We start from the raw sequence: 15,489 nt of genomic DNA on the forward strand, positions 1-15,489 counted from the left end.
GCATGCTGCATAATCTGCATTTGTTGCTCTCTCACGCAGTTGTTGTCGTTTAACGTTACCGTTCAACGATAGTGGTACCACCACCGCACTACTTCACCTTTCACACCTTCACCACCTCACCCCAACATGCCCATTGCATCCATCAACCCGTACACTGGCCGCGTAGAACGCCGGTTTCGTGCTTTTAGCTGGCCTCAAACCGAGCGTATTCTGGCGCAGGCACACCAAGCGGCGGCGGCGTGGCGCACCACTACTTTCGCGCACCGCGCGCAGCTTATGCACCGCGCTGCCAAATTGCTGCGCGAGCGACAAAACGAGCTGGCCCGCATTATGGCGCTGGAAATGGGTAAGCCGGTAGTGGACGGCCGCGCCGAAGTGCTGAAGTGCGCCCTCTGCTGCGACTACTACGCCGACCATGCCGCGGAATTTCTAGCCGACGACATCATCGAAACGGAAGCCCAACGCAGCTTTATCAGCCACGAACCCATCGGTGTGGTATTGGCTGTCATGCCCTGGAACTTCCCACTCTGGCAAGTGGTGCGCTTTATTGCGCCCGCGCTGATGGCCGGCAACGTGGGCCTGCTCAAGCATGCGTCCAACGTGCCGCAGTGCGCGTTGGCGCTGGAAAAAATTTACCATGATGCGGGCTTCCCGCCGGCCACCTTCCGGGCCCTGCTGATCGGTACCGACCTGATAGAGAAGCTAATCGAAGACGACCGTGTGCGGGCCGTAACCTTGACCGGCTCAGAACCCGCCGGCGCGCAAGTAGCCGCCACCGCCGGCCGCCAGATCAAGAAAACCGTGCTGGAGCTAGGTGGGTCCGATGCCTTCATTGTGCTAGCCGACGCCGACCTGGAGCTAGCCGCCAAAACCGCGGCGCAGGCCCGGATGATAAACGCCGGGCAGAGCTGCATTGCAGCCAAGCGCTTCATCGTTGAGAAACCCGTGGTAAAAGAATTCATCAGCAAGCTGAAAACCCACCTGTTGGCTTTCCGCACCGGCGACCCGCTGGCCGAAGACACCCAATACGGCCCCCTCGCCCGTCCTGACCTGGCCGACGAAATCACGCAGCAAGTCGAGGACTCGATCAAGCAAGGCGCCAAAGTGGAACTACACGGCGGCCAAAGCAAGCCCGGCACTGCGCTGTTCCGGCCCATGATCCTGAGCAATATCAAGCCCAAGCAGCGCGCCTACCACGAAGAGCTGTTCGGCCCCGTGGCCCTGATTCTGGAAGCCAAAGATACCGCCGACGCCATCCGCCTCGCCAATGACTCGCGTTTCGGCCTAGGCGGCTCCATCTGGACCCGGAACGTGAAGCGCGGCGAAGAGCTGGCTCGCCAGGTGGAAGCCGGCGCCGTGTTCGTAAACAGCATGGTGAAGTCTTCGCCGGAGATGCCGTTCGGAGGCGTCAAGAAGTCGGGTTACGGCCGGGAACTGTCGTATTTAGGCATTCGGGAATTTGTCAACCAGAAATCCATTTGGATAGCCAAAGAAGAGAAGCCCGAAAAGCAGAAGAAGGTGGAATAACTGGTGAAGTTGTAAAGTTGTGAAATGGTGAGCTTGACGTCTTAACAGCGCAGTTTGCGCAAATAGAACATCACACTCACCATTTCACAACTTCACAGATAGCCTAGCGCTTTATACGTCAGGTAGCCGGCTATTTCGTGCAGGAGCAGGCTCCAGCCACCGAGAGTGTCGGTGCCGGGCACCAGCCAGTAGTCCAGGGTGGGGGCGCGGTCGGTGGACCGGAAACCGGCGGGAAAGGGCAGCGGGTGCAGCCCCACTTGGCGGAAGCAGCCGAGCGCACGGCGCTGATGAAAAGCCGAGGTAACTAACACCAACGTATCTAGTTCGGGGCGCGCAGCTACTATTTGCTTGGTGAACAGGGCATTTTCGCGGGTATTGCGGCTGCGGTCTTCTTTGATGATAACCGAATCGGGGACGCCGGCCAGGTGCAGCAGGGTAATCAGGTCAGCGGCTTCGGTGTGAGCTTTCTGGAGCATGGCGCCCGAGCCGCCCGACACCAGAATGTACCGCACCCGGCCGGCTCGCCACAGCCACAACGCATTGGTCAGGCGGTCGGCGCCTTCGTGCAGGTACACCCGGTCGTGGGGTGACTTACTAACGCTGGTAATACCCGTGAGTAGTACGGCCGCATCAGCCTGACGGGGCAGGCTTGCCAGCTTCACTGGAGGCAGTTCCCAAGCCAGCAAAGCCTCGTTTAAAAGCGCATTGTTAGTACCAAGCACAAGCAGCAGCAACACCAGACGCAGCAGGTTGCGCCGGCGCGTGGGACGGCGCGTTAGGAGTGCCGCCGCCAACAGCAAAACCAGCCACAGTACCGGCAACAACACAAAATCGAGAAGTTTGGAAAGCAGGAAAAACACTATCGGATTGTTAGCAGCTAACTGATAAGTTGAAATAATAAAAGTCTGTGGCTTGGGGAAGCCAAAGCTGACGGACTCGCGGAAGAGCAGCTTGTTTTGGGAATCGGCATTTCATAAGGCCGCCGCAAGCGGAACGAGCAATGTTATGGGAACAGCAGCAACAGTGAAATAAATACGGCTAGCAGCGCCCACGCGTCGTTGGGCAACCGCAGTTCCCTCACGCCGACAGAGGCTCCAACTCCCGCAGCCGTTGCAGCATATGCAATACCTCCTGCTCTTCGGTTAGCGTGTCGCACTCCAGGATGCGGCCTTGGCAATAAGACACGAAAAACGGGGCGACTTTCTCTTGCATCAGCTTTTTTGCCACCGCATTTTCGTCGGAATTCAAGCGCAAAAACAAGATGTTTCTAAATGCTGCTTTGTCAGCAAACTCGACAAACGGCGGCGCCAGTAGCTCGCAGATTTCGCAACTCTCGGAAGTGAATTTGGCAAACACTTTCATATGCTTGTGCGTGAGTTGCCGTAGGTCTTCGTCGTTGACATCATGCACGCGTTGACGATCTGCCTCTTTCATAACAATAGTAGCTTAGCTAAGCTAGTAGATACGAGTAACCGCGCAACTCAGATATCAGGAGCTGTTAGAAAGTCTCGTACCCGTCGTGCTTCCTGTCGTCAGCATGACGGGTAGTTTGGCAACGTTAGCACACCAAATAGCGGTGCTTCTGCATGATGGTCTGACGACTTTCAAGACTTCCTTGAGGGCTTCATTGAAGGCTCATTGACCCGCCAAACAAACGGCCCCAAGCCTTGCAGTAGGGGGCCGTTTCGTACTGGTTGGCAGGGGCTTGCTTAGGATTTCTTCTGCATCAGGGTTCGGATGTACTTCACAGGCGCACTCCCGAAACTCAGAAACTTCTCATTGAAGGCTTTCAAGTCGAAGTTGTTGCCCTCGGCTTTCTTTAGCTCCTCCCGCAAATCATAGATTTCGGTGTAGCCGGTAAAGTAGCTGCTAAGCTGCACCTGGCTCAGGGTGGCGCGGCGCCATTTGTTGGTAGCCTCGGCTTGTTCCTGAAACCCGTCGCGGAGCAGCATGGCTTTGGCGGCTTGCTCGCTGATGTTGTTGACGTGGACTTCGTGGTCGAGGATGGTGTTGAGCGTGACGCGCATGTTCCATTTGTCCCACATCAGCCAGATTTCGTCGGAGTTGCTGCCGTAGCCGCTTTCCAGCATCATGCGCTCGGCGTACACGGCCCAGCCTTCCACCATGGCCCCGTTGCCAAACACCGCCTTGATCAGCGAGGGGCTGCGGTTGGCATACACCAGCTGCGTGTAGTGCCCCGGAATGGCCTCGTGGATGTTGAGGATTTGCAACGTGTAGCTGTTGTATTCGCGCAAATAACTCTCGGCGCTGGCAGCAGGCTGGCCGGTGAGCGGCTCTACGTTGTAATACGTGTTGGCCGCTTTATCGTAAGGGCCGGGGGCTGAAATGCTGGCCCCGGCCCCACTGCCTCGCATGTAGAGCGGCGTTTCGCGCACGACCAGCGGCTTGGTGGGGTCTTGCGTGAGCAGCTTCTTGTCGTTGACGAACTGCACCAGCTGCGGAATCTGCGCCTTTACGGCCGCTACAAACCCGGCCGGCGTCACGTGCTGCTCCGACAGCCGCCCGATTACCTGTTTGACCAGCGCCAGCGAATCGGAGGGCAGGGGCTGGTTGGGGAAATACTTAGGATAAAGCCGCGCCGCCCGAACCTTCATGTCGCGCAACAGCCTAGCTCGGTTCTGCTGCGCCTTGGCGTATACTTGGTCGGCGGTGTAGGTGGACTGAATATCGTAGAAGAACTTCCGGTCGAAGAGCGCCTTGCCGATCCGAAAACTGCGGAATTTGCCGGCCGGCAGCACTTCGGTTTTCAAGAAGCGCAGGTAATCTTCGACGCTGAGCCGGGTGGTAGCCACCCGGTTTTTGAAGTCTTCTTTCTCCCGTGCCGTCAGTCCCGACCTGGCAACGGAATCCTGCAAGGCTTTGCCGAATACCGCCAAGCCGCCCTCGTTTTGCTTGATACCGAGTTCGGTATGCTCCTTGGTTGGGTTCTGGATGCTGGCTTCGGCAGCAGCATAATACTCAGTCGAGCGAGCAATTTTGAGGCTGATGGCGCGCAGCCGCCGGTCGAGGGGCCAGTAGCGCCCATTCAGAATCTCGGCCACTGAGGCGCCGATGTTGTAGTTGGCCGGGTTCCACTCCCACTCTCGTAGCGTATCAATTTGCCAGCGCCCGGCCTGCACGTAGTTCTGCATCAGGCGCCAATCGGTCTGGTTGTTTACCGATAAGTCGGTGAGCTTGAAGGTGGCCAGCTCTTTGCCGCGCCGTTTTAAAACCTTGGCCTCGCCGAGCCGGCGGGCGGCCGTCGGAATCACCAGCACCGAATCGTAGCGGTGGTAGCCCTGGCTGCTGGCAAACTCGGGGTTGTAGTACCAGAGCGAGTCCAGGAACCGCGCCTTGTACCGCTCGAAGCTGGTGTTGGCGGTTTCGGCATCCACGGTTTCGTTTATTTCACCGGATTGGTTGCAGGCCGTGACAACCATACCGCCCATCACCAGGAGCAGGAAGGCCGGGCGTAAGAATTTCAGCATATAGTAGAAAATTAAGCTCGACAAGGTAGCAGACAAACAGGCGAGTTGGGTTAGCTGTTTAGCGCAGGACCATTGGTGTTGTTAAGCCCAAAAGCGGTGGTAATCCGTCCTCCTACCAGCTTGGCAGCCAAGGCAGCATACTACCGCGCCAGGAAGTAAGTTGCCACAGGAGCACCTAGCGGCTTGTTCCGTATCTTGCCCACCCTTGGTATTTCGTGCTACTCTAGTGCCGCTATGCAAAATGCTTCGTTAGAAGCCTTCCTCTATCTGGAAGGCGTTACTAAAATCCCGCTCGACGCCAGCTACTACGAGTGGCGCCAGCATCTCGACCACCGGGGCCGGCCGCGCAGCAAAGTGCGGGCCGGCACCTAGTCGTTTGCCACCAGCCAGCTCGACCCGGCCAGCTACGAGCACCTGCTCGAGTTTATGCTCAATCCCCACGCCGTCGTCGACGCCCACGCCCACTACGGCCGCGCCGACGGGCAGGGCACCTTTGTCACGGTGTGGGGCCGCCGCTGCTGCGTGTGCCACGTCTACAGCGCCTTCGACGCGCGCGGCACTAGTGGCCAGCAGCCGGGCTGGACGCTCTACTTCTCGCTGGCCGCCGAGCAGATGGGCCGCGAGGCGGGCGCGGCCGGCGCGTTCGAGTACTTAAGCGGTAGAGATAAGCCCCCACCAGAAAGAACCCCTGCCTTCCACAAAGTGAGGCTCTTTGCTGGAATACAAGCCGCCAATGCTGCGGGCGCGGCACCTCCTTAGCCCCTCTCCGAAAGCCGTGAAGCTCTACTACTAGAAACAGTTGAATGGACCGATTATAGTGCTATACAGGCCAACTGGCTTTAGCCCGCAGAAGACGCAGAGGCTGGCGCAGAGGGCGCAGAAGCGGGCGGCGCGTTGTAGACTAACCGCACTTGTCAGTTTAACAGTCATTGGAAAGTTAGCAAAGCTAGCGCTGGAGCCTCTCTCTTTTGGGCAGGGGTTGGGGTGCGGTATGTATCTTGCCGGCCTCTATGAAGCTTCATCCCCTGCTCCCCTCCCAGGCCCTCGACCTGGCGTATCGTCGTCAGAAAACCACCCGCATTGCCCTTGGCGCCTTCGAGGCGGCCCGCCTGGCGTTGCTGCCTGAGCTGGACGCCGCCAAAGACGAGGCCGACATGGTGCAGCCCCTCATCCGGTTTCTGCACGCCGCTGGCCTGGGCGGCTACTACCTCAACTCCCACGGCAAGCGCGACCTGGTGCTGCGCACCGGCCCCAATGCCGCCGACCCGTTTGGGGTGCTCTTCGAGCTTAAGCACCGCAAAAACGCCGGCGAGATGGTGCGGCCCGACAACCTCAACCGCAAGGCCTTGCACGAGCTGCTGCTCTACTACTTCCAGGAGCGCACCTCCGAGGTGCAGCTGCCCGAGCTGCGCCAGCTCGTGGTTACCACCGGCTACGAGTGGTTTGTGTTCGATGCCCACGAGTTTCACCGCGTGTTCTGGAAGTACACCGAGCTGCGCCAGCAGTTTCAGAAGTTCAAGCAGGGCCAAACCACCGCGCCCGATACCAGCCACTTCTACAACGACATTGCCCGGCCCCTGCTCGACAAGCTCGAAACCGAGGTTAACTTCACGTACTTCTCCCTCGACCCGCGCGACGAGCACGGCCAGCGCCGCCCGCTGGGCGAGCGGGGCCGGCTCTGGCTCAGCAAAATCTTTTCGCCGCCGCACCTGCTCAAAGAGCCGTTTGCCCAGGATGCCAACACCCTCAACCGGGCGTTCTACGAGGAGCTGCTTTACCTGATGGGCCTCGAAGAAATCAAGGATAAGGGCCGCAAGCTGATTCAGCGCTGCGCCCCCGAGCGGCGGCAGCGCGGCTCGCTGCTGGAAAATACCCTGGTGCAGCTGCACGCCGAAGACATGCTGCGCAACCTGCCCGCCGACGAGCTGAACACCTACGGCGACACGCCCGCCCGGCAGGCCGAAGGCGTGGCCCTGGCGCTGTGCCTGACCTGGGTGAGCCGCCTGCTGTTTCTGAAGCTGCTCGAAGGCCAGCTGCGCCGCTACCACCAGCCCGGCCCCGCGCAGCCTTTCCGCTTCCTCGACCCGCAGCACCTGCGCGAATACGACCTGCTCAACCGCCTGTTCTACCGCATCCTCAACCGCCCCGCCCCGGAGCGCGAACAGCCCGAAGCCGACCTCTACCCCCACGTTCCGTACCTCAACTCTTCGCTGTTCGAGCCCTCCGCCCTGGAGCGCGTAACGCTGCGCATCTCCGGCCTCGACGATATGATTCCGCTGCCGCTGCTCGGCAGCAAGCCCACCGGCAAAACCCACCGCTCGGTGCTGCGCCAGGATGCGGCCGGCGCCGCCCCCACGGCCCTTACCTACCTGCTGCGCTTTCTCGATGCCTACGACTTCGCCTCGGAAGGGGCCGAGGAAGTGCAGGACGACGAGCGGCCCCTGATTTCGGCGGCCGTGCTGGGGTTGATCTTCGAGAAAATCAACGGCTACCGCGACGGCTCGTTCTACACGCCCGGCTTTATTACCATGTACATGTGCCGCCACACCCTGCGCCGGGTGGTGGTGCGCCACTTCAATGAGCGCTACGGCTGGCACACCACCGACGTGGCCGACCTGCGCGCCGAGCTGGCCGAAGCCGGCCGCAAGCGCCGCCCCGAGTTCAGCGAAGCTTTCCGCGAGCTGCGCGTGCTCGACCCCGCCGTGGGCTCGGGTCACTTCCTGGTGTCGGCCCTGAACGAGCTGCTGGCTATCAAGAGTGAGCTGGGGCTGCTGCTCGATGAGGAAGGTCAGCGCCTGCCCTACCGCCTGGCCGTGGCCCGCGACGAGCTGGTGGTGACGTCCGACGAGGATGCTTCCTTGTTTGAGTACCGCGCCCACTGGGACGAAAGCACCCGCACCCGCCGCGTAGGGGCCGAGCACACCCGCCTGCAAAGCGCCTTGTTTCGCGAGAAGCGCCACCTCATCGAGCACTGCCTCTACGGCGTCGACCTCAACCCCAACTCGGTGCGCATCTGCCGCCTGCGCCTCTGGATCGAGTTGCTCAAGCACGCCTACTACACCCCCGAAAGCAAGTTCCGGGAGCTGGAAACCCTGCCCAACCTCGAGCTGAACGTGCGGGCCGGCAACTCCCTCATCAGCCGCTACCCCTTGCAGGCCGACCTGACGGAGGTGTTTCGCCGCAAAGACTTTTCGCTGGTGGCCTACCGCCGCGCCGTGGGCGAGTTTTTCTCGGCCAGGGGCCGCGAGCAGAAACAGGTGCTCGAAGACTTTTTGCAGCGCCTCAAAGAGCAGTTCCGCACCGACATCCAGCGCCACGACCCGCTGCTTAAGCGCATCACCCGCGCCAGGGAAGAGTTGCTGCGCGCCGAGCTCGACCAGAAGCCCGACCTCTTCGGCAAAGCCCGCCTCACCGCCGAGGATGCCTGGGCCCGGCAAACTACCGCCCGCCTCAACTTGGAAAAGCTGGAACAGGAGCGCCAGCAGCGCGAGCAGGGCGCCCTGTTCCGCGACGCCTTCGAGTGGCGCTTCGAGTTTCCGGAAGCACTCAGCGCCGACGGCTCGTTCCACGGCTTCGATGCCGTGCTGGGCAACCCGCCCTACATCCGGCAGGAAGAGCTGGCTCCGGCCACCAAAGCCCACCTGCGGCAGCACTACACCACCGGCACCGGCACCGCCGACCTCTACGTGTACTTCTACGAGCTGGGGCTGGGGCTGCTGGCACCCGGCGGTGAGCTGTCGTTTATCACCAACAACAAGTGGCTGCGCGCCGGCTACGGCCAGGGCTTGCGCCGCCACCTGCTTCAGCCCACGCTGCGCCTGCAGGAGCTGCTCGATTTCGGCGACCTGCCCGTGTTTCCCGAAGCCACCACCTACCCCAACATCCTGAGCGTGCAGCGTGCCCCCCAAGCGGCTACCGTGCGCGTGGCCGAACTTTCCACCCTCGGCCCCGACACTACCCGCTTCCCGGAAGTGGTGGAAGCTGCCGCCGCCGACATGCCCACTCTGCGCCTCTCCGAAGAAGCCTGGAGCCTCGCCGCCGCCAATAAGCAAGACCTGTTGGAAAAACTCCGCGCCGCCGGTACACCGCTGGGCGAGTATGTGGAAGGAAAGATTTACTACGGCATCAAAACCGGCTATAATGAAGCCTTTGTAATTGATGCTGCCACGCGGGATGCACTCATTGCCGAAGATCCTAACTCCGCTAAGGTTATCAGACCTATTCTAGCCGGGCGTGATGTAAAGCGGTATCAGTCGCCGAAAGCAGATGACTATCTTATTTTTTTTGAAAAAGGGTGGACGAAGAAGCAGTCCTCCGCTACAAACTCTAAAGCCTCCTGGGAAATTGTAGAAAATAATTATCCGGCTGTTAGTCGATGGTTACTCCCCTTTGCAGAAAATGCAGCAAAGCGTGGTGATAAAGGAGATTATTGGTGGGAGATGCGAGCCTGTGACTATTACAGCGCTTTTGAAAATCCTAAAATTGTTTATCCCAATATCTGTGCTCTTCCATCATTCACTTTTGAAAAAACCGGACAGTTAACAAATCAGAAATGCTTTATAATTGGCAAGGAAGATAGATTTCTACTCGGATACTTGAATAGCTCGGTATCAAGCTTTCTGTTTAATGCTCTTTTGCCAAAACTTCGGGGTGAATTTTTCGAGGTGAGTTACGTTTATTTCAAAATGTTCCCCATTCCCGCCGCCACGGCGGAGCAGCAGGCGCCCATCGTGGCGCTGGTGGAGCAGGTGCTGGCTGCCAAAGCCGCCGCGGCCACCGCCGACACCACGGCCCTGGAGTTGCAGATTGATGCGCTGGTAGCGGAAGTGTATGGGCTGAGTCCGGAGGAAACGGCTTTGCTTACCGCCTGAGTTTTGTTGGGGTCCGCCGGGGTGTAGCGCGAAGCCTTTGCTTCGCGTCCGGGAACAAGCGCTGGCTATCTGGGCTGGGCGCGAAGCAAAGGCTTCGCGCTACTAGTTCGCGCTGCTGTGCTACTGCTCGCGCCAATAGGTATGGGGCCATTGCTGCCAGTTTTCTATTAAGCCGGCTTTTACCGGATTGTTGACTACGTAGGCCAGTACCCGCTGCATCTCCTCCCCGTCGCGGATGATATGGTCGTAGGTTTCGCGCTGCCAGAACTGGCCGGTGCGCCCTAGCAGGCGGTTGGCTTCGAGCGCCGTGTAGCTCTTAAGCCGCTGCAAGGTGCGCATAAAGGAACCTGTTGGCTCGGGCAGCGAAAGCACAGCGTGCACGTGATTGGCCATGATGCAATACGCCAGCAGCTCATAACAACGCCCGTCGTAGTGGTGAAAGGCCTGGCCTACCAGCGCCGCTACCGGTGGCCGCCGCAGCCACAGCGGTCCGGTGGCGGCGGCATCGAGCATGGCATCGAAGCGCCCGAAATACTGCTTCTGCCGCCGGTACGCCGCTGCCCCGTCAGGGGGCTGCCGTAGGGCCGCCGCTTCCACCGCTTCGGCTTCGGCCCGCAACGCTGCCACTACACTACGGGGCAGCGAGCCGGCCAGCCGTAGCGTCAGAAACAGCTGTTCACCCGCCGGCAGGCGGTGCGGCAGGTTGCGGTTGTAAAAAGTATAGTCCATAACCCTATCATGATGTAGCGCGAAGCCTTAGCTTCGCGTTTAAGATAGCATCTCTATCCTATATTATTTGTGCGCGAAGCGAAGGCTTCGCGCTACTGCCTATGCGCTTCCTTCCCGCCTTGCTGCCCCTGCTGGCCTGCTCGCCGCAAGCCGCCGAAACCAGCCGCCCACCGCTCCCCACTGGCCCGCCCATCATCGACACGCAGGCGCCCCAAGGCTCCGCGGGCAGCTTAACGGAAACCTTTGAGGCGGGTGGCAAGGGCGCTTATTCCGAGGCCGATGAAACGCTAAGCTCTGGTTCCTGGCATTTCGTGGAAGCGTTGATTGGCAGCGCTGAGCAAGACCACAAAAATGGCCAGCACGCCGCCCGGCTGCGCGAAAAAGGCCGGCTGCGGATGAACTTCAACGCGCCGGCCGGGGTGCGCACCATCCGCATCAGCAGTGCCGCCTACGGCGCCGACCCGGCCAGCACCTGGGAGCTGTGGGGCAGCGTGGATGGCGGGCGCAGCTTCCGCCGCATCGGGCAGCCCGTGCGGACGCAAGGGGCGCGCTTAGTGGCCAGCACCTTCCAGGGCAGTACTCCGGGGGCGTTGCGCCTGGAAATTCGGAAGACGGATACGGGCAAGGGCCGACTCAATATTGACGACATCGTGCTAGAAGGTGCCAACGGGGCCGCAGTAGCGGGCGCCGCCAGTGCTCCAAGCTCAACAGCTCCGGCGCCAACAGCCCGGCCGCCACAGGCCACTGCTATTGTTACGAGCCGCGACGACAACATGGCCCTTGGCAACCCGAGCGGTGCCACTGCCAGCCTCAGCTTCCCGAACAATTACCTGATGACCAAGCCGCAGTACACGCTGAGCTACAACAATCAGCGGGGCATTTCGAACTGGGTGAGCTGGCACCTGAACCGCGCTTGGATGGGCTCGGCCCCGCGCCAGGATGATTTCCGCCCCGATCCGGCCCTGCCCGGCACTTTCTATGCGGTGTCGCGCAACTCTTACACCGGCTCCGGCTTCGACAAAGGCCACAACTGCCCCTCCGCCGACCGCACCACCGACCTCGACGACAACTCGGCTACTTTCCTGATGACCAACATGATTCCGCAGGCGCCCAACAACAACCAGCGCACTTGGGGCAACCTGGAGGAGTGGAGCCGGACGCAGGTGCAAAATGGCCAGGAACTGTACATCATCATGGGCAGCTACGGCAAGGGCGGCACCGGCCTCAACGGTCTGAAAACCAGCATCGACAACGGCCGCGTGACGGTGCCCGCCCGCATCTGGAAGGTCCTCGTTGTCCTCCCCGAAGGCTCCGACGACCTGGCCCGCATTGCCGCCGGCCAGGCCCGCATCATTGCCATTGATACGCCCAACGACCAATCGGTGAGCCCCGACTGGAGCCGCTACCGCGTGAGCGTAGACGCCCTGGAAGCCGCTACCGGCCTAGATTTGCTTAGCAGCCTGCCCCCCGACGTGCAAACTCGCCTCCAAGCGCAGGTAGATACCGGCCCGGCGCGGTAAGCAGCATATACTTATCCCAACTCTCCATCAAAGAAAACAACGGGGGATTTTCATTTTTTTCTCCTACCAAGGCGTCTGCCTTTCGTAAGAGCCATGAGTACCGCTTTGGGTTCCTTTGCTTTGGCTGCGCTTCTGGTGTGGCTGCCGCCCCTCCTCTTCCTGCTTCCCGCCCATTGCGCATCAACCTGGTGCGTTGTGGGCTTTTTTGTGGTTTTCGACTGATTTGCTACCAGGCCTTAGGGCTAGCGGTTGAGTTGGCGTCTAACCACAAGCTGAAGCTTAAACTACCTTGCGGAAACGCCCGCTCTTGCTTGCTCTTTCAAGATGATTACCGATACTTTTCAATCGCCACCAACTACATCGCGCCTGGTACACCGGGTGGCCGTAGGTGCGTCGTTTTTTCTGCAGGGACTGTGCTTTTCCACCTGGGCGGCTCGCATTCCCACTGTGCAGCAGCGCCTTGGGCTCACCGACACCGAGCTAGGCGGCGTGTTGCTGGCTGTGCCGGTGGGGTTGCTGCTGTCGTTGCCGCTCTCGGGCTGGCTGGTGGCGCGCTTTGGTAGCCGGCGTATCACGGTGCTGGGCTTATCGATTTATGCCACGGTGCTCACGGTGCTGGGCTTAGCGGAAACCACCACGCAGCTTATGGTGGGCTTGGTCTTTTTCGGGTTGGCCGCCAACATGTCGAACATCAGCGTCAACACCCAGGCCATTGGCGTCGAAGCCCTCTACGACAAATCCATCATGGCTTCCTTTCACGGGGTCTGGAGTTTGGCGGGCTTTACCGGGGCCGCCATTGGTACCCTCATGATTGGCTACGGCACGGCGTTGCTCGTTCACTTCGCCCTCGTTACGGCCACCGTAGCATTAGGCATTCTCTTCATGCGCCCCTACCTACTTCCCACCGATTCCGGCCACGACCCCAACCAACCTATTTTTGTGCTGCCCGACAAATCGTTGCTGCTGCTAGGCGTGCTGGCCTTCTGCTCGCTGCTTTGTGAGGGCACCATGTTCGACTGGAGCGGGGTGTATTTCAACAAGGTTGTGCACGCTTCAACAGCCTGGGCCGGGGTCGGCTTCACGGCCTTCATGAGCACCATGGCCGCCGGGCGCTTCGTAGCCGACTGGTTTACCGACCGATTTGGGCGGCAGCGCACCTTGCAGCTCAGTGGCTTGTTTACGGCCACTGGGCTGGTGTTGGCCGTGCTATTGCCCACGCTGGTACCAGCCACCATCGGCTTTATGCTGGTGGGCGTGGGCGTATCGTCGGTGGTGCCGTTGGTGTACGGGGCGGCGGGGCGCTCCACGGTGATGTCGCCGGGCATGGCGCTGGCGGCGGTTTCCACGGTCGGTTTTGCGGGCTTTCTGCTGGGGCCGCCGGTTATTGGGCTGGTGGCAGGAGCCTCTAGCTTGCGAGTGTCGTTTGCCATCATTGCCTTGATGGGGCTGTGCGTGACTGTTCTGGCTAGCCGGGCGCGGGTCTAGGTAGTAACTAAGTGGCTGATTAGCAAAGTACAGTTCTTGGTTGCCGAGCTTATTGTCGTTCCGACATTTCGCCCAGCAAGCAGCATGAGAAATCCAGGGAAATCTGTTAGACGGATCTTACTTAGATTCCTCATGCCGCTTGCTGGGCGAAATGCCGAAACGACAATTTTGTAACTTAGGGGACTCTCTCCTTTCCCACCTCGTCATGGCTGATAACATCTACTCAAGCCGGCAGCAATCAGTGCTGCTGATTACTTGTTTGCTGGTGCTGGCGGGCCTTATTCTGTTTGGGCTCAGCGGCTACATTACGGGCTTTTTGGGGGCTGGTATTCTGTTTGTGGTATTTCGGCCCTGGTACAACGCCTTGGTGCATCGGCGGGGCTGGAATCGGTACGTGGTAACGATTGGCATCTTGATTTTCGCGCTGGTCGTCATCATTCTGCCCTTTACGGCTCTGGTCTTGATGCTCGTCAACCGCATCAGCTACTACGGCCAGGATACCAGCCAGATTATGACGGTGCTGCATAGCATCGAGCGGAAGATCGACTACACTTTCACCAACGAGCAAACCGTGCGCTCCTTGCTGCAGCAAAGCGTGACCTGGCTCAGTCAGCGGTTGCCCTCGTTGGCTACCAGCCTGTTGCATTTCGTCGTTATTATCGGGCTGATGCTGTTTACCTTGTTCTTTATGTATACGCAGGAAGGCAGCTTTCTGAAGGGCCTGCGCCGCTACCTTCCGTTCCGGGACGGCACCTTGGAAGAACTCGGCGAGTCACTGAAAAACAATGTAAATGCCAATGTACTGGGGCAGGCGCTCATCTCGCTGGTCCAAGCCATACTTACTGGCATTACGCTTTGGATCTTTCAGGTTCCGGATGCGCTGTTCTGGGGTATGGTGTCTTTTTTCCTAGCCTTCGTGCCCGTATTGGGTACGCCGCTGGTTTGGCTCCCGGCCGCCATCCTGAAATTAACGCAAGGTGCCACCGGCCAAGGAGTAGGCATCCTGTTACTTGGCTTCATTGTCATCATGAACATCGACAACTTGTTGCGCATTATGCTGGCCCGCCGCATTGGTGATATTCACCCGCTCATTACACTGGCCGGCGTAGTACTCGGTGTAAATATTTTCGGCATCCTCGGCTTGGTGCTCGGCCCGCTCCTACTGTCTTATTTCATTGTGTTGATCAAGGTGTTCGAACGTGAAAACCGGCTGCGTGCCATTTCAAAAGCCAAACCCTCCAACGTGTAGCAAGTTTTGCAAAAAGGCAGTCATTATACTGACATCACAAAACAGCAACAACAGAATTATCACGATGCAGAACGCACAATTAAGACTTAAGCAAACGGAAGAGTCCGACTTGAAATTTTTCTTTCAATTTCAGCTCGATAAAGAGGCTAATTATTTAGCTGCATTTACTCCAAAAGACCAAACCAACATAGAAGCATACTTAAAGAAATTCATAAAATTCCTGAATGACCCGACAATACATATGCAAACAATTTTGGTTGATGAAACCGTTGCAGGCAGTGTTGCAAAGTTTGAAATGGAAGGAAAAACTGAAATTACCTACTGGATAGACAGAAGCTTTTGGGGAAGAGGAGTTGCTACAACAGCACTCAAAAGCTTTCTGTTTATTGAAAATACAAGACCTGTTTTCGGACGAGTTGCATTTGATAATTTTGGTTCGCAGAATGTTTTAGAAAGATGTGGTTTTATAAAAATTGGCACGGACTAGGGCTTTGCAAATGCGCGACAAACAGAAATAGATGAATTTATTTACCGATTAACATAAAAACCAACAAAACAACGAGCCGTCACTATTTGGATTGCCACTACGTAGCAGCCCTGCAAGTAGCGGCAATCCAAAT

The 15,489-nt window shown here is 58.8% G+C and carries 12 protein-coding genes; 8 read left to right on the forward strand and 4 right to left on the reverse strand.

Going from position 1 to position 15,489, the window contains the following annotated elements:
- Nucleotides 1-126 precede the first annotated feature (126 nt).
- Nucleotides 127-1,527 (forward strand): NAD-dependent succinate-semialdehyde dehydrogenase, encoded by a 1,401-nt coding sequence (locus VF639_RS18630; protein ID WP_331147445.1) that lies wholly within the window; start codon nucleotides 127-129, stop codon nucleotides 1,525-1,527.
- Nucleotides 1,528-1,619: 92 nt separating this feature from the next.
- On the opposite strand, the gene VF639_RS18635 is transcribed toward VF639_RS18630, so the two are convergent.
- From VF639_RS18635 to VF639_RS18645, 3 genes are all read right to left on the reverse strand, one after another.
- Complete coding sequence (locus tag VF639_RS18635) at nucleotides 1,620-2,354, reverse strand: YdcF family protein (RefSeq protein WP_331147446.1); 735 nt, start codon at nucleotides 2,352-2,354, stop codon at nucleotides 1,620-1,622.
- 250 nt (nucleotides 2,355-2,604) lie between these two features.
- Nucleotides 2,605-2,961: a thioredoxin family protein gene (locus VF639_RS18640; RefSeq protein ID WP_331147447.1), complete on the reverse strand. Its 357-nt coding sequence runs from the start codon at nucleotides 2,959-2,961 to the stop codon at nucleotides 2,605-2,607.
- A gap of 275 nt (nucleotides 2,962-3,236) precedes the next feature.
- Nucleotides 3,237-5,015, reverse strand: a complete 1,779-nt coding sequence (locus VF639_RS18645) for a DUF885 domain-containing protein (RefSeq protein ID WP_331147448.1) — start codon at nucleotides 5,013-5,015, stop codon at nucleotides 3,237-3,239.
- Nucleotides 5,016-5,249: 234 nt separating this feature from the next.
- Between VF639_RS18645 and VF639_RS18650 the strand changes: the two genes are divergently transcribed.
- The 3 genes from VF639_RS18650 to VF639_RS18660 all read left to right on the forward strand — a co-directional run bounded on the left by VF639_RS18650 (nucleotide 5,250) and on the right by VF639_RS18660 (nucleotide 9,886).
- Complete coding sequence (locus VF639_RS18650) at nucleotides 5,250-5,387, forward strand: hypothetical protein (RefSeq protein ID WP_331147449.1); 138 nt, start codon at nucleotides 5,250-5,252, stop codon at nucleotides 5,385-5,387.
- Nucleotides 5,388-5,441: 54 nt separating this feature from the next.
- Nucleotides 5,442-5,774, forward strand: coding sequence for a hypothetical protein (locus VF639_RS18655; RefSeq protein ID WP_331147450.1), 333 nt, complete (start codon nucleotides 5,442-5,444; stop codon nucleotides 5,772-5,774).
- A 251-nt stretch (nucleotides 5,775-6,025) separates the two neighbouring features.
- Nucleotides 6,026-9,886: a type IIG restriction enzyme/methyltransferase gene (locus VF639_RS18660; protein ID WP_331147451.1), complete on the forward strand. Its 3,861-nt coding sequence runs from the start codon at nucleotides 6,026-6,028 to the stop codon at nucleotides 9,884-9,886.
- 120 nt (nucleotides 9,887-10,006) lie between these two features.
- Here the strand turns inward: VF639_RS18660 and VF639_RS18665 are convergent, their stop codons facing one another.
- Nucleotides 10,007-10,615 carry an REP-associated tyrosine transposase gene (locus VF639_RS18665; RefSeq protein ID WP_331147452.1) on the reverse strand — a complete coding sequence of 203 codons (609 nt, stop codon included), beginning with the start codon at nucleotides 10,613-10,615 and terminating at the stop codon, nucleotides 10,007-10,009.
- A 101-nt stretch (nucleotides 10,616-10,716) separates the two neighbouring features.
- Between VF639_RS18665 and VF639_RS18670 the strand changes: the two genes are divergently transcribed.
- From VF639_RS18670 to VF639_RS18685, 4 genes are all read left to right on the forward strand, one after another.
- Nucleotides 10,717-12,135, forward strand: a complete 1,419-nt coding sequence (locus tag VF639_RS18670; RefSeq protein ID WP_331147453.1) for a DNA/RNA non-specific endonuclease — start codon at nucleotides 10,717-10,719, stop codon at nucleotides 12,133-12,135.
- 324 nt (nucleotides 12,136-12,459) lie between these two features.
- The gene (locus tag VF639_RS18675; protein ID WP_331147454.1) at nucleotides 12,460-13,620 is read left to right on the forward strand and encodes an MFS transporter; all 1,161 of its coding nucleotides are present in this window, start codon (nucleotides 12,460-12,462) and stop codon (nucleotides 13,618-13,620) included.
- A 205-nt stretch (nucleotides 13,621-13,825) separates the two neighbouring features.
- On the forward strand, nucleotides 13,826-14,869 hold the full coding sequence (locus tag VF639_RS18680; RefSeq protein WP_331147455.1) for an AI-2E family transporter: 1,044 nt from the start codon (nucleotides 13,826-13,828) through the stop codon (nucleotides 14,867-14,869).
- 64 nt (nucleotides 14,870-14,933) lie between these two features.
- Nucleotides 14,934-15,356 carry a GNAT family N-acetyltransferase gene (locus VF639_RS18685; protein ID WP_331147456.1) on the forward strand — a complete coding sequence of 141 codons (423 nt, stop codon included), beginning with the start codon at nucleotides 14,934-14,936 and terminating at the stop codon, nucleotides 15,354-15,356.
- The last annotated feature ends 133 nt before the right edge of the window (nucleotides 15,357-15,489 follow it).

The sequence above is a fragment of the Hymenobacter sp. genome, assembly GCF_036387835.1.
Lineage (GTDB): Bacteria > Bacteroidota > Bacteroidia > Cytophagales > Hymenobacteraceae > Hymenobacter.

Coding starts and splice junctions, on each gene's coding strand:
- VF639_RS18670 (WP_331147453.1), top strand. CDS start 10,717: ATGCGCTTCCTTCCCGCCTTGCTGCCCCTGCTGGCCTGCTCGCCGCAA.
- VF639_RS18640 (WP_331147447.1), bottom strand. CDS start 2,961: ATGAAAGAGGCAGATCGTCAACGCGTGCATGATGTCAACGACGAAGAC.
- VF639_RS18630 (WP_331147445.1), top strand. CDS start 127: ATGCCCATTGCATCCATCAACCCGTACACTGGCCGCGTAGAACGCCGG.
- VF639_RS18680 (WP_331147455.1), top strand. CDS start 13,826: ATGGCTGATAACATCTACTCAAGCCGGCAGCAATCAGTGCTGCTGATT.
- VF639_RS18675 (WP_331147454.1), top strand. CDS start 12,460: ATGATTACCGATACTTTTCAATCGCCACCAACTACATCGCGCCTGGTA.
- VF639_RS18660 (WP_331147451.1), top strand. CDS start 6,026: ATGAAGCTTCATCCCCTGCTCCCCTCCCAGGCCCTCGACCTGGCGTAT.
- VF639_RS18645 (WP_331147448.1), bottom strand. CDS start 5,015: ATGCTGAAATTCTTACGCCCGGCCTTCCTGCTCCTGGTGATGGGCGGT.
- VF639_RS18655 (WP_331147450.1), top strand. CDS start 5,442: ATGCTCAATCCCCACGCCGTCGTCGACGCCCACGCCCACTACGGCCGC.
- VF639_RS18650 (WP_331147449.1), top strand. CDS start 5,250: ATGCAAAATGCTTCGTTAGAAGCCTTCCTCTATCTGGAAGGCGTTACT.
- VF639_RS18685 (WP_331147456.1), top strand. CDS start 14,934: ATGCAGAACGCACAATTAAGACTTAAGCAAACGGAAGAGTCCGACTTG.
- VF639_RS18665 (WP_331147452.1), bottom strand. CDS start 10,615: ATGGACTATACTTTTTACAACCGCAACCTGCCGCACCGCCTGCCGGCG.